General features: G+C 70.7%; 18 protein-coding genes. 10 read left to right on the top strand and 8 right to left on the bottom strand.

The annotated features are described in order from the left end of the window. Window positions 1-23 precede the first annotated feature (23 nt). Entirely contained in the window at window positions 24-1520 is a 1497-nt protein-coding gene (locus ABZ928_RS26790) for a PucR family transcriptional regulator ligand-binding domain-containing protein (RefSeq protein WP_361523897.1), read from the bottom strand. Window positions 1521-1699: 179 nt separating this feature from the next. Here ABZ928_RS26790 and ABZ928_RS26785 point away from each other — a divergent pair, with 179 nt between their 5' ends. The 3 genes from ABZ928_RS26785 to ABZ928_RS26775 all read left to right on the top strand — a co-directional run bounded on the left by ABZ928_RS26785 (window position 1700) and on the right by ABZ928_RS26775 (window position 5900). Beyond that, window positions 1700-3163, top strand: a complete 1464-nt coding sequence (locus ABZ928_RS26785; protein ID WP_361523894.1) for a sodium:solute symporter — start codon at window positions 1700-1702, stop codon at window positions 3161-3163. 74 nt (window positions 3164-3237) lie between these two features. Continuing rightward, window positions 3238-4218, top strand: a complete 981-nt coding sequence (speB, locus tag ABZ928_RS26780) for an agmatinase (protein WP_361523891.1) — start codon at window positions 3238-3240, stop codon at window positions 4216-4218. Continuing rightward, window positions 4215-5900 (top strand): thiamine pyrophosphate-binding protein, encoded by a 1686-nt coding sequence (locus ABZ928_RS26775; RefSeq protein WP_361523888.1) that lies wholly within the window; start codon window positions 4215-4217, stop codon window positions 5898-5900. Before speB ends, ABZ928_RS26775 begins: the two co-directional genes overlap by 4 nt. An 85-nt stretch (window positions 5901-5985) precedes the next feature. Here the strand turns inward: ABZ928_RS26775 and ABZ928_RS26770 are convergent, their stop codons facing one another. Further along, complete coding sequence (locus ABZ928_RS26770) at window positions 5986-6795, bottom strand: endonuclease (protein WP_361523885.1); 810 nt, start codon at window positions 6793-6795, stop codon at window positions 5986-5988. A gap of 201 nt (window positions 6796-6996) precedes the next feature. Beyond that, window positions 6997-9363 (bottom strand): glycosyltransferase family 39 protein, encoded by a 2367-nt coding sequence (locus ABZ928_RS26765; RefSeq protein WP_361523882.1) that lies wholly within the window; start codon window positions 9361-9363, stop codon window positions 6997-6999. Between the two features lie 144 nt (window positions 9364-9507). Between ABZ928_RS26765 and ABZ928_RS26760 the strand changes: the two genes are divergently transcribed. After that, a complete protein-coding gene (locus ABZ928_RS26760) occupies window positions 9508-10359 on the top strand; it encodes a serine hydrolase (protein ID WP_361523879.1) in 852 nt (283 codons plus the stop codon). Between the two features lie 35 nt (window positions 10360-10394). Then, window positions 10395-10949, top strand: a complete 555-nt coding sequence (locus tag ABZ928_RS26755) for a DinB family protein (protein ID WP_361523876.1) — start codon at window positions 10395-10397, stop codon at window positions 10947-10949. 67 nt (window positions 10950-11016) lie between these two features. Here ABZ928_RS26755 and ABZ928_RS26750 read toward each other — a convergent pair whose 3' ends face one another. Continuing rightward, complete coding sequence (locus ABZ928_RS26750; protein WP_361523873.1) at window positions 11017-11586, bottom strand: L,D-transpeptidase; 570 nt, start codon at window positions 11584-11586, stop codon at window positions 11017-11019. Between the two features lie 121 nt (window positions 11587-11707). Beyond that, window positions 11708-12757 (bottom strand): winged helix-turn-helix domain-containing protein, encoded by a 1050-nt coding sequence (locus ABZ928_RS26745; protein ID WP_361523870.1) that lies wholly within the window; start codon window positions 12755-12757, stop codon window positions 11708-11710. A gap of 212 nt (window positions 12758-12969) precedes the next feature. On the opposite strand from ABZ928_RS26745, the gene ABZ928_RS26740 reads away from it, so the two are divergent. The 4 genes from ABZ928_RS26740 (at window position 12970) to ABZ928_RS26725 (ending at window position 20039) form a co-directional block, all read left to right on the top strand. Further along, complete coding sequence (locus tag ABZ928_RS26740) at window positions 12970-14022, top strand: esterase-like activity of phytase family protein (RefSeq protein ID WP_361523867.1); 1053 nt, start codon at window positions 12970-12972, stop codon at window positions 14020-14022. Window positions 14023-14085: 63 nt separating this feature from the next. After that, the gene (locus tag ABZ928_RS26735) at window positions 14086-17811 is read left to right on the top strand and encodes an ABC transporter ATP-binding protein (protein ID WP_361523864.1); all 3726 of its coding nucleotides are present in this window, start codon (window positions 14086-14088) and stop codon (window positions 17809-17811) included. Window positions 17812-18093: 282 nt separating this feature from the next. Beyond that, window positions 18094-18489 (top strand): hypothetical protein, encoded by a 396-nt coding sequence (locus tag ABZ928_RS26730; RefSeq protein ID WP_361523862.1) that lies wholly within the window; start codon window positions 18094-18096, stop codon window positions 18487-18489. A gap of 110 nt (window positions 18490-18599) precedes the next feature. Next, window positions 18600-20039: a S28 family serine protease gene (locus ABZ928_RS26725; RefSeq protein WP_361523859.1), complete on the top strand. Its 1440-nt coding sequence runs from the start codon at window positions 18600-18602 to the stop codon at window positions 20037-20039. A gap of 25 nt (window positions 20040-20064) precedes the next feature. Here the strand turns inward: ABZ928_RS26725 and ABZ928_RS26720 are convergent, their stop codons facing one another. From ABZ928_RS26720 to ABZ928_RS26710, 3 genes are all read right to left on the bottom strand, one after another. Beyond that, complete coding sequence (locus ABZ928_RS26720; RefSeq protein ID WP_361523855.1) at window positions 20065-20709, bottom strand: hypothetical protein; 645 nt, start codon at window positions 20707-20709, stop codon at window positions 20065-20067. 156 nt (window positions 20710-20865) lie between these two features. Beyond that, complete coding sequence (locus ABZ928_RS26715) at window positions 20866-22659, bottom strand: glycoside hydrolase family 3 protein (RefSeq protein WP_361523852.1); 1794 nt, start codon at window positions 22657-22659, stop codon at window positions 20866-20868. A 316-nt stretch (window positions 22660-22975) separates the two neighbouring features. Next, window positions 22976-23893, bottom strand: a complete 918-nt coding sequence (locus tag ABZ928_RS26710; protein ID WP_361523849.1) for a LysR family transcriptional regulator — start codon at window positions 23891-23893, stop codon at window positions 22976-22978. 88 nt (window positions 23894-23981) lie between these two features. On the opposite strand from ABZ928_RS26710, the gene ABZ928_RS26705 reads away from it, so the two are divergent. Next, a partial coding sequence (locus ABZ928_RS26705; protein ID WP_361523847.1) for an EamA family transporter occupies window positions 23982-25045 on the top strand: 1064 nt, incomplete at its 3' end.

The following is a 25045-nucleotide window of genomic DNA, read 5'->3' as shown; positions in this document are numbered from 1 at the left end:
CTGGGACGCGGGTCACTCGGGGGTCACTGTCGCAGGTCCCGGCCCAGCGCGAACCACAACTCCATGCGTACGTCGGGGTCGTCGAGGTCGGTGCCCAGCAGCGCCGCGCAACGGGCGACGCGTTGGCGGACGGTGTTGCGGTGCACGGCCAGGGCGACGGCGGTACGGTCCCAACTCCCGTGCAGGGACAGCCAGGTGCGCAGGGTCTCGGTGAGGGCGGGGGAGTCCGCGATCGGCGCGAGGAGGGCACGCGCGTGTGCCTCGGCCTCGGCGGGCGGGACGAGCGCGGCGAGGCCGGGCCGGGCGTCATGGCGGACGAGCTCGCTCCGGTTCGCCCGGGCACGGGCCAGCGCACGCGCCGCCTGGGTGTCGGCGGCGGGCCACTCGTGCGGACGCGCGGGCGCGCTGACGCCCAGCGTCCAGCCGGGCTGCGGCCGCGCCTCACGATCGGCCGGCACGAGGACCCGTACGACGTCCTCCGCGAGGTCGACCAGCGGCGAGCCGAGCGCGGCGCCCAGCGCGGACGCGGCGACGGCGTCGGGCGCGTGCGCGTACGGCCGCGCGTGCACCACGACCCACCGCCCGGCCCCCAGCAGCCCGGCCACGTCCTCGGGCCCGGCCCCCAGCAACAGCCGCACCAGCGCCGAGGACCGCGCCGCCCCCGACCCGCTCTGGTGCTCGCCGGTGAGCAGGGAGAGCAGCACGGCGGCGACGGAGGCGATCGTGTGGTCACCGGGGTCGCGGTGCGGGGCGGCGACCCCGAGAACGAAGCCCTGACCGGCACCGAGGGCGTAGGCGGCGAGGTGGGTGTCGGAGACTTTGTCGGTGGCGGAGGTGGGGGTGGGTGAGGTGGGGGTGCCTGAGGTGGAGGTGGGTCCCGGCCGCACCACCCCCGCCAGTTCCGTCAGCGCGCCCCGCACCTCGCCGCCCGGCTCTCTCCCGGCCGCCGCCAGCTCACCCCCCTCCGGTCCGTACAGCACCGCCTGCCCGCCGACCCGCTGGGCCAGCTGGCGCAGTACCGACGGCACCGGGTCCGGGCGGGACGCGGCGGCGGCCAGGCTCTGCTGGGCCTCGGTGACGCGACGGAGTTCGGCGAGGCGGGCCTGGGCCATGAGCTGCCAGACCGCGCGGGCGACGCCGGAGAAGGTGGTCTGGGGCGGGACCTCGATCAGGGGGAGCTCGTAGGCGTCGCAGGCGGCCACCAGGGCGCGGGGGACCGTGTCGTGCACCGGGGCCAGACCGAAGCCCAGCGCCGCGCCGCCCGCCGCGACGATCCGGGAGACGTAGCCGTCGAAGTACGCCCCCGAGCCCGCCGCCTCCGGGACGTGCACGCCCGCCGTGAGCAGCAGCTCGCCGCCCAGCAGATAGGGGTACGGGTCGGCCATCTCGGAGGTGTGCGCCCAGTGGATGACGGCGGCCGGGTCCACGGGGCCCGCGATCTGCCGCAGTGCGAGGTCCTCGCGGGCCAGGAGTGCGGCCAGCGGGACGGGTGGGGTGGGCGGGACGGCCGGGTCCGGCATGGTGTGCGTTCCATCTATTTGATCGGGCGTGAGTGTGTGAAAAGTACACTTACGCGGCCCTCTGGGGCCACCTAGGGTCAACTCCCGAGCGAGCTCAGCCACCCATTGCGGAACCACCGCGGCGAGCAACCAGGTCCGCGAGAGCGGCGGCGGTTTAGCCGCAAAGAGGGGAGGGCCTTGTGGCCGTCGACTACACAGTGATCGTTGTCTATCTGCTCGGCATGCTGGCCATGGGCTGGTGGGGCATGCGCCGAGCCAAGTCCAAGAGCGAGTTCCTCGTGGCGGGGCGACGGCTCGGGCCCGCCATGTACTCCGGGACCATGGCCGCCATCGTCCTCGGCGGCGCCTCCACCATCGGCGGCGTCGGCCTCGGCTACCAGTACGGCCTTTCCGGCGCCTGGATGGTCTTCACCATCGGCCTCGGACTGCTCGCCCTGTCCGTCTTCTTCTCCGCCCGCATCGCCCGCCTGAAGGTCTACACCGTCTCCGAGATGCTCGACCTCCGCTACGGCGGCCGGGCCGGGGTCATCTCGGGCCTGGTCATGTGGGCGTACACCCTCATGCTCGCGGTGACGTCCACCATCGCGTACGCCACGATCTTCGACGTCCTCTTCGACATGAACCGGACCGTCGCGATCATCCTCGGCGGCTCGATCGTCGTCGCCTACTCCACGCTCGGCGGCATGTGGTCGATCACTCTGACGGACATGGTCCAGTTCGTCGTCAAGACCATCGGCGTACTGCTGCTCCTGCTGCCCATCGCCGTCGTCAAGGCGGGCGGCTTCGGCGAGATGAAGGCCAAGCTGCCGACCGAGTACTTCGACCCGCTGGGCATCGGCGGCGAGACGATCTTCACGTACGTGCTGATCTACACGTTCGGCATGCTCATCGGTCAGGACATCTGGCAGCGCGTCTTCACCGCCCGCAGCGACAAGACGGCGAAGTGGGGCGGCACGGTCGCCGGTACCTACTGTCTCGTCTACGCCCTCGCCGGCGCCGTCATCGGTACGGCGGCCAAGGTCCTCTACCCGAACCTCGCCAACGCGGACGACGCCTTCGCGACCATCGTGAAGGACGAACTGCCTGTCGGCGTAAGGGGCTTGGTGCTCGCCGCGGCCCTGGCGGCAGTGATGTCGACGTCCTCCGGCGCGCTGATCGCCTGCGCGACCGTGGCCAACAACGACATCTGGTCGCGGCTGCGCGGCAAGGTCACCGGCGGCCCGGACGGCGAGCGGGACGAAGTGGCGGGCAACCGTGTCTTCATCCTGGTCATGGGCCTCGGCGTGATCGGCACGGCGATCGCCCTCAACAACGTCGTCGAGGCGCTGACCGTGGCGTACAACCTCCTCGTCGGCGGGCTCCTCGTCCCGATCCTCGGCGGACTGCTGTGGAAGCGCGGCACGGTGTACGGCGCGCTCGCCTCGGTCGTCGTCGGCGGCCTCGCGGTGATCGGGCTGATGGCGTCCTACGGCATCCTCGCGAACGAGCCCGTCTACTACGGCCTGCTGTCGTCCTTGGCCGTGTACGTGGTCGTCTCCCTGGCGACCCCGGCGACCGACGCCGCCGTACTGGCCGCCTGGCGCGAGCGGCTCGCCGGACGGTCACCCGAACTCGTGTCTGAACCAGTCCCGGCTCCCCAGTAGAGTCGTACAAGAAGTAGTGAAGTAGTACAAAACCCTCCGTGCGCGAGGAAGCGCAGGAAAGAAGGCAGTACCTCATGAGCAGCAACGAGACGCCCCGCGGCCCCGTCGACTCCTCCCGCATCCCGCGGTACGCCGGGCCCGCGACCTTCGCCCGGCTGCCCCGCCTCGACGAGGTCGGCCGCGCCGATGTCGCCGTCGTGGGCGTGCCGTTCGACTCGGGCGTCTCGTACCGGCCGGGCGCCCGCTTCGGCGGCAACGCGATCCGCGAGGCGTCCCGGCTGCTGCGCCCCTACAACCCGGCGCAGGACGCGTCCCCGTTCGCCCTCGCCCAGGTCGCGGACGGCGGGGACATCGCCGTGAACCCGTTCAACATCCACGAGGCCGTGGAGACCATCGAGGCGGCGGCCGACGACCTGCTGGGGACGGGGGCGCGGCTGATGACCCTGGGCGGTGACCACACCATCGCCCTCCCTCTCCTCCGCTCGGTCGCCAAGAAGCACGGTCCGGTGGCGCTGCTCCACTTCGACGCCCACCTCGACACCTGGGACACCTACTTCGGCGCCGAGTACACGCACGGCACCCCGTTCCGGCGCGCGGTGGAGGAGGGCATCCTCGACACCGAGGCCCTCTCGCACGTCGGTACGCGCGGCCCGCTGTACGGCAAGCAGGACCTCACCGACGACGAGAAGCTCGGCTTCGGCATCGTGACGTCCTCCGACGTCTACCGCCGGGGCGCCGACGAGGTCGCCGACCAGCTGCGCCAGCGCATCGGCGACCGTCCGCTCTACATCTCCATCGACATCGACTGCCTGGACCCGGCCCACGCGCCCGGCACGGGCACGCCCGAGGCCGGCGGCATGACCTCCCGGGAGCTGCTGGAGATCCTGCGCGGTCTGGCGTCCTGCAACCTGGTCTCGGCCGACGTCGTCGAGGTGGCCCCCGCGTACGATCACGCGGAGATCACGTCGGTGGCCGCGTCCCACACGGCGTACGAACTGACCACGATCATGTCCCGCCAGATCGCGGCGGCCCGGAAGGACTCGGAAGCGAAGTGACCCACGACCACGACCTGGTGCTCCGCCCGACGGAGGCACAGATTTCGGCTGCCCTGAACCCGCCCGCCGGGCGCAACGGCGGAGACCTGGTCGTGGAGACGCTGGCCGCGCTCGGCACGACCACCGTCTTCGGGCTGCCCGGCCAGCACGCGCTGGGCATGTTCGACGCGCTGCGGCGGTCGTCGCTGCGGTACATCGGTCTGCGGGTGGAGAACAACGCCGGGTTCGCGGCGGACGCGTACGGCCGGATCACGGGTGAGGCGGCACCGCTGCTGCTGTCGACGGGGCCGGGGGCGCTGACGTCTCTCGCGGCGTTGCAGGAAGCGGCGGCGGCATCGGCCCCCGTCCTGGCGATCAGCAGTCAGATCCCTTCCGCCGGGCTGGGCGGCGGCCGGCACGGCTACCTCCACGAACTCCCGGACCAGTCCGCCTCCTTCCGGGGCGTGGTGAAGTCCGTCCACACCGTCCGCACCCAGTCCCAGATCCCCTCCGCGATCGAGGCGGCCTGGAAGTCGGCGCTGACCGCCCCGCACGGGCCGGTGTGGGTGGAGATCCCGCAGGACGTGCTGCTGGCCGAGACGTCCATCCCGGTGGTGACGGGCGGCGACGCGTTCCCGGAGGAACTGCCGCCGCGTGTCGAACTGACGGCGGTGGCGGCCGACTTGCTGTCGCGGGCGGAACGTCCGGCGATCATCGCGGGCGGGGGAGTCGTACGGGCGGACGCGTCCGGCAAGCTGCGCCAGCTGGCGGAGGTGCTCCAGGCCCCGGTGGTGACGACACCGGGCGGCAAGGGGGCGTTCCCCTGGAACCACCCGCTGTCCCTCCAGTCCTGGATCGAGGACCGGCACACGACCGACTTCCTGGAGGACGCGGACGTCCTGCTGGTGGTCGGCTCCGGCCTCGGTGAACTGTCCTCGAACTACCACACGTTCAAGCCCCGCGGCCGGGTCATCCAGATCGAGGCGGACCTCGGCAAGCTGGAGTCCAACCACCCCGCGCTGGGCATCCACGCGGACGCGCGACTGGCCTTGCAGGCGCTGCTGGAGACGGTGGGGGAGCGGGAGGACGAGGGGGCGCCGGAGCGGGTGCGTGAGGTACTGGCCCGTGTCGCGGACCGTATCGCCGCCCAGGAACTCACCCTGGAACAGGACGTGTTGGCGTCGGTACGCCGTGCCCTCCCCGCCGACTCCCCGTCCTTCTGGGACATGACGATTCTGGCCTACTGGGCCTGGTCGGCCTTCGACGCCAAGGGCCCCAACCACATGCACTCGGCCCAGGGCGCGGGCGGCCTGGGCTACGGCTTCCCCGCGGCGCTCGGCGCGGCGGCGGCCGATCCGACGCGGCCCGTCCTGGCGGTGTCCGGCGACGGCGGTGCCCTCTACTCGATCGCCGAACTGGCGACGGCACGGCAGTACGACCTGAACGTGACGTGGCTGATCGTCGACGACGGCGGCTACGGCATCCTGCGCGAGTACATGACCGACGCCTTCGGCGAGGCGACGGCGACCGAGCTGACCCGGCCCGACTATGTGGCGCTGGCCGAGTCGTTCGGCGTGCCCGGGGTGCGGACCTCGCCGGAGACACTGGAGGCGGACCTGGCGAAGGCGCTCGCGGCGCCGGGGCCCTCGGTGGTCGTACTACCGGCGGTGCTGCGGATGTTCGCGCCGACGCATCTGGGTTGAGCGGCCGGGCCAGTACGGCACTGACGGCGTAAAAGCGTCGAACTCCCCACTTCGTGTGGGGAGTTCGACATTTCACCGACTGCGACTACCAGATCGCCTCGACCCACTCCGGGTGGTCGATGAACGGGTTGCGGTTGTGCTGGTAGGTGTCGTAGATGACCTGGTTGCGGTTCTCCTCGAACGCGCTCGGCGGGTCCTCGTCGTTCCAGGCCTTCAGTACGGACAGGCGGCCCATGTACGGGTTGGAGCCGTTGCCGACGGAGTCGTTGGGCTCCAGGTCGGCGAAGCCGTCGTCGCCCTCGTAGCGCACGGCCATGTAGAGGATCATGCGGGCCACGTCACCCTTGTCCGCGTCGCGCGGCTCGAAGGAGTTGGAGTCGACGAGGCTGCCGCCGCCGTTGGTGACGGTGCTGCCGCCGTTGTCGAAGTCCAGGTTGCCGCGGGTGCTGTTGACCTGGACGTCACAGGCGCGCAGGTGGTGCAGGTCGGTGCCGGGACCGGTGACCTCGCCGAAGTCGCCGTGCGACTTGGCCCAGGTGTGCTCGCGGTTCCAGTCGCCGACGTCACCGCCGTTGAGGGACTTGCTGCGCGAGACACCGCTGTAGAGCAGGAGCACGTTGCTGCTGTTGTTCGGGTCCTGGTCGGTCACCTTGAGGGCGTTCCAGACCGCGGAGTACGAGATCTTCGTCTGGCTGCTGATGATCGTGTGCAGCGAGGACTTCAGGCTCGTACCGGTCTTGCCGATCGCGTTCTTGTAGTACGTCGAGTCGTACGCCGTGGTGGTCGCCGCCGCCGGGGTCGCGGTCAGCGTGGGGGCGGTGAGGCCGACGAGGGCGGCCGATATGGCGAGCGCGAGGGTCCTCGCGCGGCGCGTGCGCATGGGGTTCACGGGCATCGGGGGTGTCCGTTCTACGCGTGTTGAATGGAGCGGGCAAACGGGAGCGTGACATGGACATGAGCCCCTGTAAATGGCTTGGAGATGTCGATCAGGTGACCGGAAACGGCATATCGCCCCCGATCTACGCGAGTTGACATACCAAAACGGCCCCCTGCCTTTCGGTCGGGGGCCGTTGAGGGTCGCGTCGGCGCGGTGGCGTCAGCTCACGTCAGAGGCGTCCAGGCGGTAGATGGACGACGAGCTCGACTGGTTCGACGTGTCCGACGAATCGGAAGTGTCAGTCGAACCGGACGTGCCCGACGTCGAATTCGAGCTGTATTCGCTCTCCTTCACCGCCGTGCCGTTCTTCTGCACCCACTCGGTGACCTCGGTGCTGAGGCTGGAGCCGCCGCCGGGGCCGCCGCCCATGCCGCCGCTGCCGACCTGGATGTAGTGCAGCTTGCCCGCCTTCACCAGCTCCTTGAGCTTGGCCAGCGTCATCGCCTGGTCGGAGCCGGACCAGCCCCACATGGAGATCACCGGCTCACCGCTGCTCATGATGAGCTGCGCGGCGCTCTGCGAACTGGACACCGCGAGCAGCCAGGTCGCGCCGTCCTGGTGCTTCTTCAGGTACGCGATGAGCTCGCTGCTGGCGCCGCCGCCCATCCCGCCGCCACCGCCCATGCCGCCACCGCCGCCGGTCATGCCGCCCGGGCCGCCCTGGTTCTGGGTGCCGCCGGAGGTGCCGTCCTCGCCGGTGCCGCCCGGGGGCGTACCGCCGCCCGCCTGGCCACCGCCGGGGAGTTCGCCGGTGCCGCCGCCGGGCATCATCTGACCGCCGCCCGGCATCTCGCCGTTCTGGCCGCCGCCCTGCTGGCCCCCGCCCGGGAACCCGCCCTCGGCCTGACCGCCGGCCTGGCTGTTCTGCCCGTCCTGCTGACCGTTCTGCTGGCCGTCCTGCTGGTTGCCGCCGGGACCGCCACCGTTGCCGCCGGGCATCCCGCCCCGGCCGCCACCGCCTCCGCCGAAGCCGCCGTTGCCCGTCGAGGGACCGGCCGTCGGGTTCGTACCGCCCATGCCGCCGCCCGTTCCGGACGGTACCGACCAGGCGTACGCGGCCGGACCGGCGACCGAGGCGACGACCGCCGCGGCGACGGAAGCGGCCAGCAGCCGGGCCTTGTTGGTGTTGCCGCCGGCGCGGAAGAGGAGCAGTCCGACGATCGCCAGCGCCATGACGACGAGGATCGTCGGCCACAGCCAGGTGTTCCAGCCGGAGGCCCGCCGCAGCAGGACGGCCGCCCAGATCGCGGTGACCCCGAGCCCGAGCGGCAGCACCCACGCCCACCGCTTGTCGGCGCGGAAGGCACGCCACAGCATCACGCCGCCGCCTCCGCACAGGGCCGCGATGCCCGGGGCGAGCGCGGTCGTGTAGTACGGGTGCATGGTGCCCTCGGCCATGGCGAAGGTCAGGTAGTGCAGGCCGGTCCAGCCGCCCCACATGATCAGCGCGGCGCGGGTCATGTCGGTGCGCGGGGCGCGGCCGCACAGGACCAGGCCGCCGATCAGGGCGATCGCCGCGAAGGGGATCAGCCAGGAGATCTGGCCGCCGAGGATGTCGTTGAAGAGGCGTCCGATGCCCGCCGTACCGGAGAAGCCTCCGCCTCCGCCGCCACCGCCGTTGCCCTCGCCGCCGAAGATCCGGCCCAGGCCGTTGTAGCCCATGATCAGGTTCCAGGCGGTGCCGTCCGTCGAACCGCCGATGTACGGGCGGGAGTCGGCGGGGACGAGAGAGACCGCGGCCGCCCACCAGAAGCTGGAGACCGCCAGGACCACGCCCGCGAGCAGCAGGTTGACGATCCGCTTCACCAGCTTCGGCTTGGCGGCGTACAGGTAGACCGCGAAGACGATCGGCAGCGGGATGTACCCCTGGAGCATCTTGGTGTTGAAGGCGAGGCCGAAGCAGGCCGCCGAGCCGAGCAGCGGGGCCAGCTTGCCGTCACGGGTGGCGCGCAGGGCGAGGGCCGCGCCCGCCGCCATCAGGAACACCAGCAGGGTGTCGGGGTTGTTATCCCGGTTGATGGCGACCGTGATCGGGGTGAGGGCGAGGACCAGGGCGGCGACGGTCGCCGCGACGTGGCCCCACACGCGCTTCACGGAGGAGTGCACGATCCAGATCGAGCCGAGGGCCGTCAGGATCATCGGCAGCATCATCTGCCAGGTGCCGAAGCCGAAGACGCGGCACGACAGGCCCATGACCATCAGCGCGAACGGCGGCTTGTCGACGGTGAGGAAGTTGCCCGCGTCCAGCGAACCGAAGAACCACGCCTTCCAGCTCTGCGTGCCGCTCAGCACGGCCGCGCTGTAGAAGCTGTTGAGGCCGGATCCGGAGAGGTTCCAGGAGTACAGGACCGCCGCCAGGGCGAGGATCGCGAGCAGCGCGGGCAGGGACCAGCGGGGTGCCTTGTCCGGGGTCGCCGCGGGTGGGGCGGGCGGCGGCCAGTCGGACGACACGGCCGTGGCCTCGGACTGGGACTCGGGCTCGGACTCGGGCTGGGTGTGGGGGTGTGGATCGGTGGCAGATGTCACCCGGTCATCGTGCGGACCAGGGGTGGGTGCGCGCTGTGCCGGACCTTGTCGCCGCCTGTGAATTCGCAAAGGAGGGAGTAACGGCTCGCACATCCATTCCCCAACTCGTACAACCTTTCCCACGAACCCATGCGTCAACAGGGCATGAATACGGGGATATCCAGACGCGCCAGACGTGCCAGATGGGTGGCGGGGGCCGCACTCGTCGCCTGTGTCGCCGCCGCCACACCGGCCGCCGCGGCGACCACGCCGAGTGTCAGCTGTACGTCGGCCAAGGCCGGCCTCGCCGACAAGCTGAAGCGGGACATCACGTCCGCTCTCGCGAACCGCAAGGGCACCATCGCGGTCGGCCTCTACGACCGCACCACGAACACCACCTGCACGCTCCGCTCCGCGACGGCCTACGACTCCGCGAGCGTCGTCAAGGTCACCGTCCTCGCCACGCTGCTCTGGGACGCGCAGAAGCACGACAGGGCGCTGACCAGCCGCGAGAAGTCCCTCGCCACGGCCATGATCACCAAGTCGGACAACGCCTCGACCTCCACCCTGTGGAAGCAGCTCGGCGTGACCAAGGTGAAAGGATTCCTCACCGCGGCGAACATGACCCAGACCAAGCCCGGCGCCAACGGCTACTGGGGCCTGACCCAGATCACCGTCACCGACGAGCAGAAGCTGATGAAGCTGCTCACGGCCCGGAACACGGTCCTCACCGACGACTCCCGCTGGTACATCCGCAAGCTGATGGGCGACGTCGTCTCCTCGCAGCGCTGGGGCACCCCCTACGGAACCCCCTCCGGCGTCCTCGTCCACGTCAAGAACGGCTGGCTGCAACGCTCCACCCACGGCTGGCGGGTGCACAGCGTCGGCACGTTCAAGGGCGGCGGCCACGACTACATGATCACGGTGCTGACCCATGGCAACAGCACGATGAACTACGGGATCACGACGATCCAGGGGGTGGCGAAGGTGATCCACAGGGACCTGGCAGCATCGTGACGACGCCCCGATCATCACCGAGTCCTGGAGTTGGCATGGCTGAGCCGATCGTTCCCGACCCCGTCACGCGCGACCTGCTCGCGGCCTTCGAGAACGTGCGGTTCCGGCTGTTCGAGCGCATGAAGGGACTGACCGACGCCGAGTACCTCTGGGAGCCGGTCGGCGACTGCATCAGCATCGAGCCCGGCGACGACGGCGTCTTCCGCGTCGCCGAGCTGATCCCGGAATCGGGCCCGGAGGAGCCGGACCCCGTCACGACGATCGCCTGGCGCATCTGGCACATCGGCAGCCTCTGCCTGCGCGGCTATGTCATCCACTTCTTCGAGGACACCCCCGAGTACGGCGACCGCGACGCGTGGCCGGGCACCGCCGAGGAGGGCATCCAGGCGCTCGCCGAGGACTGGGAGCACTTCATCTCCCGTATCGCGGCCCTCGGCGACGAACGCCTGCTGGCCCCGATAGGCATCGGCCCCGGCGGCTGGGCCGACGAGACCTATCTGAAGCTCGCGCTGCACGCCTTCAAAGAGGTCACGCATCACGGCGGCGAGATCGGCCTGCTGCGGGATCTGTATCTGCGCGAAGGCGTCTGATTCCGATAGAGAGATACACCGAACTCCCCATGCGCGCATGGGGAGTTCGGTGCGTTCCGCGGGACGGTCAGCTGACGACCTTCAGGCTGGTCGGGAAGCCGACGTTCTTGGCCTTGGTGTACAGGCTCTTGATGTCGGCCGGCTTGAGCTTGATGCAACCGGCGGACTTGTAGTCGCTGTTGCCGTCCCAGCGGGTGGGCTCGGTGGTGCCCTGGCCGCCGTTCTTGGTCATCTCGCTGTGGATGAACAGCTCGGTCCGCTTGGTGCCGTTGGAGCACTTCTTGTCGGAGAGCTGGAAGGCGTAGCCCTTGATCAGGGAGCCGTTGTACTTCGTGTGGTACGCCTTGATGGTGTACGTGCCGTTCGGCAGCCAGCCCTGGCCGGTGGCGCACGGGTTGGTGATGACACCGGAACCGGCGCGGTAGCTCGCGAGCTTGGTCTCGGTGCTGCCCGACTTCTTGATCAGGTAGAGCTTCGAGTTGGTGTTGGTGCCCTTGTCGAACTTGAGGTAGTAGCTCACCGCGGCGGCCTGGGTGTCCCCGGCCGGAGCGGCCTGCGCCGGGGTGAGGGCGGCGGTGAGGCCGCCGAGGGCGAGGGCGGCGGAGGCGGCCAGGGCGACTCGCTTGCGTACGACCATGATGAACTCCCCGTTCTGTTCTGTTCGTGCGTCGGAAGTGCCTTGTGTGCTCGGCGTGTTCACTGTGTTCGGCGTGTTCACTGTGTTCGGTGTGTCCGCCGGGCTCTTCGCTCGGCGTGCGTCACACGATGTCAGCGGGGCCAGGGGGAGCGGCAGGACTTTTGATCTGCCTCGAAAGACCCAGGTCGAGGGAGCGTTGCCGGAGCCGCAGCAGGGCCGCGCCGACCGGCGTGAGGGTGTGCAGCACGGTGTTGGCGGACCGCTCGCTGGTGACGAGGCCCGACTCCCGCAGCACGGTGACGTGATGGGTGGCCGTGGGCGCCGAGATGCCGAGGGCGCGGGCCAGTTCGGAGGTCGTGGCGCCGCCGGTGAGCGCCCGCAGCGCGGCGGCGCGGGTACGTCCGAGCAGCGCGCCCAGCGACACGTCGTCCTGCTGCCGCTCGGACTCGGGGGTCCGGTCGTGGCACAGGGGGTAGAGCAGGGTGGGCGGCAGGCCCGGGTCCGCCAGCGAGGTCGGAGTGTTCCAGCAGAAGTAGGAGGGGACGACCCGCAGGCCCCGCCCGTCGAGGTACAGGTCGCGGTCCTCGCAGTAGTCGACCTCCAGGACCGGCGCCCGCCACCGCAGCGCCGGGGACAGGCCGTCGAGCAGCCCGTCGATCCCGCCGTCGAGGAACGCCCTTGCCTGTAACGCCCGTTCGTTGTCGATCCGGGCCTGGATGCGGTCGGCGTGCGGAGCGATCGCCGTGTCGTAGTAGGAGCGCAGGGTCCGGGTGAGCTCCAGGCGGGTCTCCCGCTCGGTGAGCCGCAGCGCCCACGCCGGTGCCCCGACGATCCGGTCGAGGGTCCGTATCTCCCGCTCGACCCGGTCGGGCGGGGTGTCGACGATCGCGGCGAGCCCGGCGTCCAGTCCCTCGCACCCCTCGTACGGGGTGAGGAAGTCCGGGTAGTACGCGGCCTGCGGCACGACCGGCATCACCTGTCTGAGCACCGCGTTCCCGAGCGGCGTCCCCGACAGATGCCCCCGCGCGGCCCGGTACCACCCGGCGAACGCCCACCGGCCCCGCCGGTTGCGCAGCCGGTGCAGGCTGAGCGAGATCTCCCACAGCGGATCGGGCCCCGCCGCGATCCTGACCTGTCTCAGATCCTCGGGCGTGAAGTGAATGCGCAGCACAGTCCCCCCTGTACTCGCCGTGCTCGGCGGCTGATGATCGATTGACCGATCATGTACACGACGATGGGGGCGGGGGTGGTTGCCACCGTGGGTAATCGTTCGGTCACGAGAACCTGTGCGGTGCCGGTGACTCCGCTGACCGGTGTGCATACACAGGCAGTTGATGCCCGGAGGTCTCCTGCGCGTCACACACCCGTCCTACGGTGACGCCCATGCGCATGAGAACCGTACTCGCGACCACCACCGCCGGCCTCGCGGCGGCCACCTGCCTCTCCGCCGCCGGACCGGCCAACGCCGACGCCAACTCCCCGGCCGACCATGCCTGTTCGCCGTCCGTCTCGATCGACAGCTTCTCCGACGCGCTCGACAAGACGACGTACGGCGGCACCTTCGTCGGCAACCTCTCCGCGCTCGCGCTGGACGGGGACGGCTCGCTCGCCGCGCTCTCCGACCGGTCCGCGCTGTTCACGCTGGACCCGCAGACCCTCGCGCCCACCTCCGTCGTGCCGCTCGCCGACGAGAGCGGGGCGGCGCTGGACTCCGAGGGCCTGGTCGTGGACCGGGACGGGACGCGGCTGGTCACCTCGGAGACCGAGCCGTCGATACGCCGGTACAGCCCCGACGGCAAGGTCCTCGACCGCCTCCCGGTCCCGTCCTCGCTGCTTGTCGCCCCGGCTGGACGGGCCGTCTCGAACCAGACTTTCGAGGGCCTGACCCTCCTCCCCGGCGGACACACGCTGCTCGCGTCCATGGAGTACGCGATCTCCGGCGACTCCACCGGCATAGTCCGCTTCCAGACCTGGAACCGCACGAAGGACGGCCACTGGCGGCTCGGCGCCCAGTACGCCTACCGCACCGACGCGGCCATCCTCGGCGTTCCCGAGGTACAGGCCCTCCCCGACGGCCGCCTCCTCGTCCTGGAACGCGGCTTCACCTCCGGCGTCGGCAACACGGTCCGCCTCTACCTGGCCGACCCCCGGCACGCCACCGACACCAGCGGCGTCGAGAACCTGACGGGCCAGGACGACGTACACCTGATCAAGAAGACCCTGCTCGCCGATCTCGTGAACTGCCCGGCCCTCGGCGCCACCGCCAAGCAGCCCCAGCCCAACCCGCTCCTCGACAACATCGAGGGCATGGTGGTGACCGGCCACGGCAAGGGCGGCTGGAAGGTCCTCCTGGTCAGCGACGACAACCAGAACGCGGTGCAGACGACGAGGTTCTACCGCCTGACCGTCAAGCCGGGGATTGTTGCGGAGGGATGAAATCCGGTTCCGTCGGCGTTGGTGCCTTCCGGAAGATCAGGACTGCTGACGGAGGGCACCGGCGTGAAACCGGAACGGGGATGGGCACGACGGCTGGCCGGATACGCCTGGCGGTATCCGAAGGACGTCGTCCTCGCGCTCGGCTCCTCCCTCGTCGGCATGGCCGTCATGGCCCTCGCGCCCCTGATCACCAAGGTGATCATCGACGACGTCATCGGCGACCACAGCCGCTCCATGACCACCTGGGCGGGCCTGCTCATCGGCTCCGCCGTCGTCGTGTACGTCCTCACCTACATCCGCCGTTACTACGGCGGCCGCCTCGCCCTCGACGTCCAGCACGACCTGCGGACCGAGATGTACGGCACGATCACCCGCCTCGACGGCCGCCGCCAGGACGAGCTGTCCACCGGGCAGGTCGTCGGCCGTGCCACCAGCGACCTCCAGCTGATCCAGGGCCTGCTCTTCATGCTCCCGATGACCATCGGGAACTTCGCCCTCTTCCTGGTCTCCCTGGTCGTCATGGCCTGGCTCTCCCTGCCGCTGACCCTGGTCGCGCTCGCCGTGGCCCCCGCGCTCGCCTGGATCGCCAGGCGCTCCCGCAGCAAGCTGCACCCCGCCACCTGGTACGCCCAGGCCCAGGCCGCCGCCGTCGCGGGCGTGGTCGACGGGGCCGTCGGCGGCGTACGCGTGGTGAAGGGCTTCGGGCAGGAGGAGCAGGAGACCGGGAAGCTGCGGGAGGTCAGCCGACGGCTCTTCGCGGGCCGTCTGCGCACCATCCGCTTCAACTCCAGGTACACCCCGGCCCTCCAGGCCGTCCCCGCCCTCGGCCAGGTCGCCATGCTCGCCCTCGGCGGCTGGCTCGCCGTGCGCGGACACATCACCCTCGGCACCTTCGTCGCCTTCTCCGCCTACCTCGCCCAGCTCGTCGGCCCGGTCCGGATGCTCGCCATGGTCCTCACGGTCGCCCAGCAGGCCCGCGCGGGCACCGAACGCGTCCTGGAGCTGATCGACACCGAGCCGTCGATGAAGGACGGGAGCAAGGAGCTGCCCGCCGACGCGCCCGCGACGGTCGAGTTCGACGACGTCTCCTTCGGATACGAGGGCGCCCCCGGCAAAACCAGCCCGGTCCTCGACGGGCTGAGTTTCGAGATCCAGCCCGGCGAGACCCTCGCCGTCGTCGGCTCCTCCGGCTCCGGCAAGTCCACCGTCTCCCTTCTCCTCCCGCGCTTCTACGACGTCACCCACGGCGCCGTCCTCGTCGGCGGCCACGACGTCCGCGAGCTGACCCTCGACTCGCTGCGGGCCGCGATCGGGCTGGTCCCCGAGGACTCCTTCCTCTTCTCGGACACGGTCCGCAACAACATCGCGTACGGCCGTCCCGACGCGACCCAGGAGGAGATCGAGAGGGCCGCACGCGCCGCCCAGGCGGACCGTTTCATCGCCGAGCTGCCCGAGGGATACGACACCAAGGTCGGCGAGCACGGCCTCACCCTCTCCGGCGGCCAGCGTCAGCGCGTCGCCCTCGCCCGCGCGATCCTCACCGACCCGAGGCTCCTCGTCCTCGACGACGCCACCTCCGCGGTGGACGCCCGGGTCGAGCACGAGATCCACGAGGCGCTGAAGCAGGTCATGGAGGGCCGCACCACCCTCCTCATCGCGCACCGCCGCTCCACCCTCAACCTCGCCGACCGCATCGCCGTTCTCGAAGACGGCCGGCTCGCGGACATCGGCACCCACGACGAGCTGCAGAAACGGTCCGCCCTCTATCGGCGCCTGCTCACCGACCCGGACGAACTCGGCGGCGTCTCCCCCGGCCACAGCCAGCCCGTGGTCCCGGCCGAGGACACCTCCGTACGGGAGGAGCTGGACGCCGAGTTCGACGCCGAGCGCGGCATCACCCCGAGGCTGTGGGCGGGAGAGCGGACCCCGCGTGACGCCGCCCTCGACGGCACACCCGCCACCCCCGAACTCCTCGCCCAGGTCGACGCGCTGCCCCCGGCCCAGGACACCCCCGACATCGACGAGGCCCGCGCGATCACCCCGGAGGAGTCGTACGGCCTGCGCAGGCTCCTGCGAGGCTTCGGCCGGCCCCTGCTCATCAGCCTCGGCCTGGTCGCCGTCGACGCCGGGATGGGGCTCCTCCTCCCCGTCCTGATCCGGCACGGCATCGACTCCGGCGTCAGCGAACTCGCCCTCGGCGCGGTGTGGGCGGCCTCGCTGCTCGGTCTGCTCGCGGTGGGCGTGCAGTGGGCGGCGCAGGTCGGCGAGACACGGATGACGGGACGGACCGGCGAGCGGGTCCTGTACTCCCTCCGCCTCAAGATCTTCGCCCAGCTCCAGCGGCTCGGACTCGACTACTACGAGCGGGAGCTGACCGGCCGGATCATGACCCGCATGACGACGGACGTCGACGCCCTCTCGACGTTCCTCCAGACCGGCCTGGTCACCGCGTTCGTCTCGGTCGTCACCTTCTTCGGCATCATGGTCGCCCTGCTGGTGATCGACATCCAGCTGGCGCTCCTCGTGTTCGTGACCCTGCCGCCGCTGATCGTCGCCACGTACTACTTCCGCCGGGCGAGCGTGAAGGCGTACGAACTGGCCCGTGAACGTGTCTCGGTGGTCAACGCCGACCTCCAGGAGTCGGTGTCCGGGCTGCGGATCGTGCAGGCCTTCCGGCGCGAGCGGGACGGCGGGGCGCGGTTCGCCGAGCGCAGCGACAGCTACCGGCGGGCGCGGATCCGGGGCCAGTGGCTGATCTCCGTGTACTTCCCCTTCGTACAGCTGCTGTCGTCGGTGGCCGCGGCGGCCGTACTGATCGCGGGTGCGGGACGCATCGACGACGCGACGCTGACGACCGGTGCGCTGGTGGCGTATCTGCTCTACATCGACCTGTTCTTCGCGCCCGTGCAGCAGCTCTCGCAGGTCTTCGACGGCTACCAGCAGGCGACCGTCTCGCTGGGCCGCATCCAGGAGCTGCTCCAGGAGCCGACGTCCACGAAGGCGGCGGACGAGCCCCTCGAAGTGCTGTCCCTGCGCGGCGAGATCGCCTTCGAGGACGTGCGGTTCGCGTACGGGGCCGCCGACGCACCCGAAGAGGCCCTCGGCGGCATCGAGTTGACCATCCCGGCCGGGCAGACCGTCGCGTTCGTCGGGGAGACCGGCGCCGGAAAGTCGACGCTGGTGAAGCTGGTGGCGCGGTTCTACGACCCCACGGCCGGCCGGGTCACGGTCGACGGCACGGACCTGCGGACGCTGGACCTGACGTCGTACCGTCACCGTCTCGGGGTCGTCCCGCAGGAGGCCTACCTCTTCCAGGGCACCGTCCGCGACGCCATCGCCTACGGCCGCCCGGACGCCACCGACGCCGAGGTGGAGGCGGCGGCCCGCGCGGTCGGCGCCCACGAGATGATCGCCACCCTCGACGGCGGCTACCTCCACGAGGTCGCCGAACGCGGCCGCAACCTCTCCGCAGGCCAGCGCCAGCTCATCGCCCTCGCCCGCGCCGAACTCGTCGACCCCGACATCCTCCTCCTCGACGAGGCCACCGCCGCCCTCGACCTGGCCACGGAGGCCCAGGTCAACCAGGCGACCGACCGGTTGGCGGGACGCCGTACCACCCTGGTCGTCGCCCACCGCCTGACGACCGCGGCCCGCGCCGACCGAGTGGTCGTGATGGCCCACGGCCGGGTCGCCGAGGACGGCACACACGAGGAGCTGCTGGCGCTCGGCGGACAGTACGCGGAGCTGTGGCGGACGTTCGTGGGGGAGGACGCGCCGGTGGTGGCGTGAGCGACTGACGGTCCGGCGTCGGTGGCAGCATCGGCTGACCGCGTGACGCCGGTGGTCTGTGGGGCGGCGGCCGTGCCGGGTGCCGGGACGGGGTCCGGCCCGCTGTTCCGCGGTAGCGGCCACCACCGCGGCGCGGCCGGGAGGCCCGCCCGGGCGGTATCGATCGGTTCAGCCCACGGCAGTGACGCGTGGCTTGAACTCGTGACGCCCGTGCAACCATCCGACATACGTCATGCGTCCGTACACCAGTACGCTCATCGCCGGTGTACGGGAGGGACGACAGTGGAGCGTGGGGCTATACGGCGGCGGCTCGCCGCCGGTCTGGCCGTGCTGACCGCTTCCGCGCTGCTCGCGATCGGGGCGGCGGGGGACGCGCAGGCCGCCACAGGCACGCACTGCGAGGGGCGCAAGGTCAGGACGTTCACCTTCGCCACCGGGTCGGTGAAGGTCTACAAGAACGGCACCTCCCTGTGCGCCATGACCGTGCCCAAGAAGGCGGGCCCCCGGCGCACGATGATGGTCAGCCTCCAGGCGCGCGGCTTCGAGGCCGTGGTCGACGAGGGGCAGTACAGCAAGCACGCGGGGCCGGTGGAGACGTACGTCGGCGGCCGCAAGGTGTGGATCAAGGGCCGGGTCGGCAGCGGGTACTACTCGACAGACGGCTGGATCAGGATCTGAACCCGCCCCCGAACCCGCCAATAACCGAGGGGTTTCCCTATCTCCCCTGGTGCGCAAGCGAGTTGCTCCGATAGCTTCCGCTCGCACATCTGTCTCACAGGGGAGGGTGCATGCGCAAGGCGCTCAGATGGCTGCTGGCGCTCACGGTGCTCATAGGCACGTTGAGCACGGCAGGGGCGGCCACCGCCGCCGAGCCGGAGGCCACCGGCACCACCGGCACCACCGACATCAAGGAACAACTGCTCGCCATACCGGGCGTGAGCCTGATCGAGGAGAAGCCGTACACCGGGTACCGCTTCTTCGTGCTCAACTTCACGCAGCCGGTCGACCACCGTGATCCGGCCAAGGGCACGTTCCAGCAGCGGATCACCGTGCTGCACAAGGACGTCTCCCGCCCCACGGTCTTCTACACCAGCGGCTACAACGTCTCCACGAACCCCAGCCGCCGCGAACCGACCCAGATCGTGGACGGCAACCAGGTCTCCCTGGAATACCGCTTCTTCACCCCGTCCCGGCCCGCCCCGGCCGACTGGACCAAGCTGGACATCTGGCAGGCCGCCAGTGACCAGCACCGGGTCTTCAAGGCGCTGAAGAAGATCTACACCAAGAACTGGATCACCACGGGCGGCTCGAAGGGCGGCATGACCGCCACCTACTACGAGCGCTTCTACCCGAAGGACATGGACGGAGTCGTCGCCTACGTCGCCCCCAACGACGTGGTGAACAACGAGGATTCGGCCTACGACCGCTTCTTCGCCTCCGTCGGCACCAAGGAGTGCCGCGACCGTCTGAACGCGGTCCAGCGCGAGGCACTGGTGCGCCGTGAACCACTGGAGAAGAAGTACGCCGAGTACGCCGCCACCGAAGGCTTCACCTTCAACACCGTCGGCAGCCTCGACAAGGCGTACGAGGCCGTCGTACTCGACTACGTCTGGGGCTTCTGGCAGTACGCCCAGGCCGCCGACTGCGCCGAGGACGAGCTGATCCCGCCGAACGCGGCCACCGCGACCGACGACCAGATCTGGAACTCGATCGACATGATCTCCGGGTTCTCGTTCTACACCGACCAGGGCCTGGACCCGTACACGCCGTACTTCTACCAGGCCGCCACCCAGCTCGGCGCGCCGGACATCCACTTCCCGCACATCGAGAAGAAGTACATCCGCTACGGCTACCAGCCGCCGCGGAACTTCGTCCCGAGGGAGATCCCGACCAGGTTCCAGCCGTACGCCATGCGTGACGTGGACACCTGGGTGCGCCACAACGCCCGTCACATGCTCTACGTGTACGGCCAGAACGACCCGTGGGGCTCCGAGCGCTTCCACCTGGGCAAGGGTGCGAAGGACTCGTACATCTTCACCGCCCCCGGCATGAACCACGGTGCCAACGTGGCCGGTCTGGTCGCCGACCAGAAGGCCTTCGCCACCGCCCGCATCCTGGACTGGGCGGGTGTCTCGGACACCGCGGTCGCGGCGGCGAAGCCGCTCGCGACGTTCGACAAGAAGCTGGACGTCAGGGACGTGGAGCGCGAGCCCACGCTCCGGCCGTAACCCCGGGGCCGTGCCCGGCCGGTGCTCACACCGGCCGGGCGCAGCCCACCGGTTCGGTGCCGCCGAGCTGGACGTAGAGGGCCGTCGACATCGGGCACCGGCTGCGCTTCGCGACCGCCTTCGTCACCTTGAACTCCGGCTTCTTCTCGCCCTTGCCGTCGCACGCCGTCTCCCGGACCTGGCCGTCGCCCGAGCTGTAGACGCAGTCGCCCACGATGGTGCGCGGACCGCCTCCGCCGCCCGGGTCGCCGGGGTGCGGCGGGGTGAGGCTGCGCATACACGCGTAGCCCTGCGGGACCGCGCCGTCGCCGTCCTCGTCGGAGGACGGGTTCTGTTCGCTGATGTGCAGCACGAAGTCCGTGGTCCCCGGGCACAGCGGCCCCTCGCCCACCTTGCCGTCGAAGCGCGCCACGACCCGCGCCGCCGCCCGCTCGCTGGTGCAGGGCACCTCGGTGAAGCTGGTCGTCCCGAAGGAACTGCACTCGTCGACACCCAGGAACACCGTGCCGTAGCCGGAGGGGCTGGCGGGACCGGTGGGCGTCACCTCGCTGCTGAGCCGGCCGTCACCGTCCGTGCCCCCGCCGCCCGAGGAGTTCTGGCATCCCGCCAACAGGGCAGCGAGCAGCGCCACCAGTGCGCACACCACCCCCACGGAACCTCTGTCACGCATCACAGTCCCCCCGGATACCCCGGTCCAGCGTGACCCGCCGCAGCGGGCACACGCCAGACGTGCGGGGTGCTTTGCGCCCTTTGGCGGGCGTGCGCCGGGGGTGTGACGTACGCGCACTACGTCTTGTACGGCGGTCCGGGCGGGCGCCCGCGCGTACTACGCCGGGTACGTCAGCCCGTACCCGATCGGATAGAGCACCCGCGTCGGATCGTCCGCCCGCTGCACCGGCACCGGCAGCCTCCCGCGCGGCGCCCGCTTCCCCGCGATCACCCGGGCGGCGGCCCGCAGTTCGACATCGGTCCACGCGTACGACGCCACGACGGCCGGTACGGAGGGCAGTTGGGCCACGTCGTAGGGGTTGCGGACCGCGATCGCGACCACCGGCTTCCCGGTGGCGACCAGCTGCTCGACGAGGGTCTTCTGGCTGCTGGTCGCCGAGACGTTGTACGTTCCGACGACGACCGCGTCCACGTCCTGCGCCGCCGCGACCGCCTTGGCGATGGTGGCGGCGGAGGGCGCCGTCCCCGTCGACAGGGCCGTGGCCGTGAAGCCGAGCTCGGTGAACGCGGCCGCGAGCACACCGGTGGGCGGACCCGTCGTACCGGAGGGGGAGGCGGGGTCGGCGCCCACGACGAGGAGCTTGCGCGGAGACAGGGGGAGCAGGTTGCCCTTGTTGACCAGCAGGGTGGTGGTCCGGTCGGCGATCCGGTCGGCCTCCGCGAGATGGGCGGGAATGCCGACGGTCCGGGTGACGTCGCCCTGCCTGACGTACGGCTCCTCGAAGAGCCGCAGCCGCGCCTTCAGCCGCAGCACCCGCAGGATCGACTCGTCGAGCCGCGCCTCGGTCAGCTCCCCGTCCTGTACGGCCTTCAGGACCGCGTTCCACGCGACGGCGAGGTCGGGCGGGTTGAGGAGCTGGTCCACCCCCGCCTTCAGCGCGAGCACGGGGACACGGTCGTCGCCGTACTTCGTCCGTACGCCCTCCATGCCGAGGGAGTCGGTGACGATGACCCCCTCGTAGCCGAGCTCCCCGCGCAGGATGCCGCCCAGGATGGGCCGGGAGAGGGTGGCCGGGTCGCCGGAGTCGTCGAGGGCCGGGACCATGATGTGCGCCGTCATGATCGAGTCGATGCCGGCGGCGATCGCGGCCCGGAACGACGGCGCGTCGAGCTGCTCCCACTGCGCGCGGGTGTGGGTGATGACCGGGAAGCCGTAGTGACTGTCCACGGCCGTGTCCCCGTGCCCCGGGAAGTGCTTGGCGGTCGCCGCGACCTGCCGTGCGTGCTGGTACCCGGCGACCTCGGCGGCGACGAGCCCGGCCACCGCGTCCGGGTCGGCGCCGAAGGAGCGGACGCCGATGACCGGGTTGGCCGGGTTGACGTTCACATCGGCGACGGGGGAGTAGTTCTGCCGGATGCCGAGCGCGCGCAGCTCCTGCCCGGCGATCCGGCCGAGGGTGCGGGCGTCCTTGCGGGAGCGGCCCGCGCCGAGGGCCATGGCGCCGGGGAAGAGCGTGGCGGGTTCGCCGACCCGGCAGACGATGCCGTGCTCCTGGTCGGTGGAGATGAGGACGGGCAGGCCGCGCGGCTGGGTCAGGGACGCCTTCTGGATGCCGTTGGACAGGTCGGCGATCTGGTGCGGGTCCTTGGTGTTGTGCGCCCAGGTGAAGTAGATGATGCCGCCGACGCGGTACTTGGCGATCAGCTCGGCGGCCGTACGGACGCCGATCTCCTTGAGGTTGGCGTCGATGTCGGCCTGGTCGGGGGCGGTGGCGGAGTGGCCGTAGACCCGCATCACGAAGAGCTGGCCGACCTTCTCCTCCAGGGTCATGCGGGAGATGAGGGAGCGGAGCTTCTTGTCGTCGGGACTCGCGGCTTGTGCTTCGGTGCCGATGGCCAGGGCGGCGGTGACGCCCGCGGTGGCGGCGAGGACGGTACGTCTGGAGGGCACGTGCGCTCCTTCCGGAGATGATCCGCTGAAGGAAACTTCCGTGGGGACAGAGGTATCCGGGAAGTTTCTGCCAGTCAAGGGAGTGCGCGCACCGTACGTCATGGAGGGGCCGCCATCGGCGCAGTTGGAGGGGGGCGCGCCGATGGCGGCGTGCTGCCGGCCGCAGTACGGCGGAGAGGGTAAGTCAGCGTTCGCAGCCAGCAGCGAGGCCGACACCGCACCGCGGTGACTCTCCGACAGCTTGCGGATTGGACGAGCGGGGGTGGGGGCGGGTTCCCGCCTCGGCCCGGAATCCCGGAAGTTGGTGACCCCGTGCTCAACGGGACGGATGAGCCGCCACCTTGGGCCAATGCTCCTGCAGAGCGCGCACGGTCTCGGTGATCGACGGCCGCCCCGCGGCACCGGAACGCCACAGCGCGTACAGCCGCCGCACGGGCGTCGGAGCCAGCTCGACCTCGACGACACCGGCAGGCAGCGGCCCCCGCCCGAGCCTCGGGATGAGACAGATGCCGAGCCCGGCGGCGACGAGGGCGACGAGGGTCGGATTCTCGTCGGCCTGATGGATGATGTCCGGTTCGTGCCCTGCGGCGCGGAGCGTGCGTACGAGCCAGTCGTGGCAGACCCGTCCGGGCGGCTGGCAGACCCAGCGCTGCCCCGCGAGATCGTCGCGGCGCACCGATTCCCGCCCGGCGAAGGGATGCCCGTCCGGCACGAGCAACGTGCAGCGGTCGTCCCCGATCACCGCCTGCTCGACCCCCGGCGGCACCGGCAAGGGGGAGATGTCCCAGTCGTGCACGACCGCCATGTCGAGGGCGCCCTTGGCGACCAGTCCGACGGACAGATGGGGGTCGATCTCGGTGAGCCGGAGGTCGAGGGCGGGATGCCGGGCGGCGAGATCGGCCAGTACGGCGGGCAGGAGACCGCGCGCGGCGGAGGCGAAGGCGGCGAGCGTGAGGCGCCCGGCCGGAGTCCCGCGCCGCTGCTCGATCCCGGTCTCGGCACGCTCCACGATCGCCAGCAACTCCTGTGCGGTGTCGACGAGTTGCCGCGCCTCGGCGGTGAGCCGGACACCGCGGCCCTCCCTTTCGAGGAGTACTGTCCTGGTCTCCCGCTCCAGCTTGGCGATCTGCTGGGACACCGCGGAGGGCGTGTACCCGAGCGCGGTGGCGGCCGCACCGACGGTGCCGTGGACGGAGACGGCGTGGAGGGCGCGGAGGCGTTGGAGGTCGAGCACGGGACGCTCCATTGTTCAGGGTTGCTACATCTGACCGTGCAGCAATCATCGCTGGTGCTTCACGGTCCTGGGAAGTGATCCTCGACGCATGCGACCTGCCCACATCACCCTGGCCGTCCTCGTCGCCGCCGTCTGGGGCGTCAACTTCACCGTCATAGAGATCGGCCTCGACCACTTCCCGCCGCTGCTCTTCTCCGCCCTGCGCTTCCTGGTGGCGGCGCTGCCGGCGGTGTTCTTCGTGGGCCGGCCCAAGGTGGCGTGGAAGTGGATCGTGGCGGTGGGGCTGGTGCTGGGGGTGGCGAAGTTCGGGCTGCTGTTCGTGGGGATGGACGCGGGGATGCCGGCGGGACTGGCGTCGCTGGTGCTCCAGATCCAGGCGGTGTTCACGGCGGCCATAGCCTTCGCGGTACTAGGCGAACGACCCACCCGCGTCCGGGCGTTGGGCATGCTGGTGGCACTGTCCGGCATCGCCGTCGCGGCCGTGGACGAGGGGACGTCGGGCCCCCTCGGCGCCTTCGCGCTCTGCGTCGCGGCCGCCGCCTGCTGGGGCGCCTCGAACGTCCTGACCCGCAAGGCGGCACCCCCGGACGCGCTCAACTTCATGGTGTGGGTGAGCACGATCCCGGTACTCCCGCTGCTCCTCCTGTCCCTTTTCCTGGAGGGCCCGCGCAGGGACTACGACGCCCTGCGCGCCCTGGACTGGCAGGGCGCCGGAACGGTCGTCTACGTCGCCTGGGTCACCACGGTCTTCGGCTTCGGCGCCTGGGGCTGGCTGCTGCGCCGGCACGCGGCGTCGACGGTGGCGCCCTTCTCGCTCCTGGTCCCGGTGTTCGGGATGACCTCGGCGGCGGTGTTCCTGGGGGAGGGGGTCAGCGGGCTGCGGTGGTGTGCGGCGGGGTTGCTGGTGGGCGGGGTGGCACTGGCGTCGGTGACGTTGCGGCGGCCTGTGGGGGGGCCGTCCGGTGGGTGTCCGGGCGCCGGAGCCGATCGTGGTCCGGTGATGAGGGCCTGCCCGCAGCCGGGCGTGGGTGACGTTCCGGTGGCCTGTGGGGGGGCCGTCCGGTGGGTGTCCGGGCGCCGGAGCCGATCGTGGTCCGGTGATGAGGGCTTGCCCGCGGTCGGATGTCGGTGGCGTTCCGGTGGCCTGTGGCG

Source organism: Streptomyces sp. NPDC046909 (genome assembly GCF_040644695.1).
GTDB lineage: Bacteria > Actinomycetota > Actinomycetes > Streptomycetales > Streptomycetaceae > Streptomyces.
This window is presented reverse-complemented; position numbering and strand designations above follow the sequence as displayed.

Coding starts and splice junctions, on each gene's coding strand:
- ABZ928_RS26755 (WP_361523876.1), top strand. CDS start 10,395: ATGGCTGAGCCGATCGTTCCCGACCCCGTCACGCGCGACCTGCTCGCG.
- speB (WP_361523891.1), top strand. CDS start 3,238: ATGAGCAGCAACGAGACGCCCCGCGGCCCCGTCGACTCCTCCCGCATC.
- ABZ928_RS26725 (WP_361523859.1), top strand. CDS start 18,600: ATGCGCAAGGCGCTCAGATGGCTGCTGGCGCTCACGGTGCTCATAGGC.
- ABZ928_RS26790 (WP_361523897.1), bottom strand. CDS start 1,520: ATGCCGGACCCGGCCGTCCCGCCCACCCCACCCGTCCCGCTGGCCGCA.
- ABZ928_RS26760 (WP_361523879.1), top strand. CDS start 9,508: ATGAATACGGGGATATCCAGACGCGCCAGACGTGCCAGATGGGTGGCG.
- ABZ928_RS26750 (WP_361523873.1), bottom strand. CDS start 11,586: ATGGTCGTACGCAAGCGAGTCGCCCTGGCCGCCTCCGCCGCCCTCGCC.
- ABZ928_RS26740 (WP_361523867.1), top strand. CDS start 12,970: ATGCGCATGAGAACCGTACTCGCGACCACCACCGCCGGCCTCGCGGCG.
- ABZ928_RS26720 (WP_361523855.1), bottom strand. CDS start 20,709: ATGCGTGACAGAGGTTCCGTGGGGGTGGTGTGCGCACTGGTGGCGCTG.
- ABZ928_RS26770 (WP_361523885.1), bottom strand. CDS start 6,795: ATGCCCGTGAACCCCATGCGCACGCGCCGCGCGAGGACCCTCGCGCTC.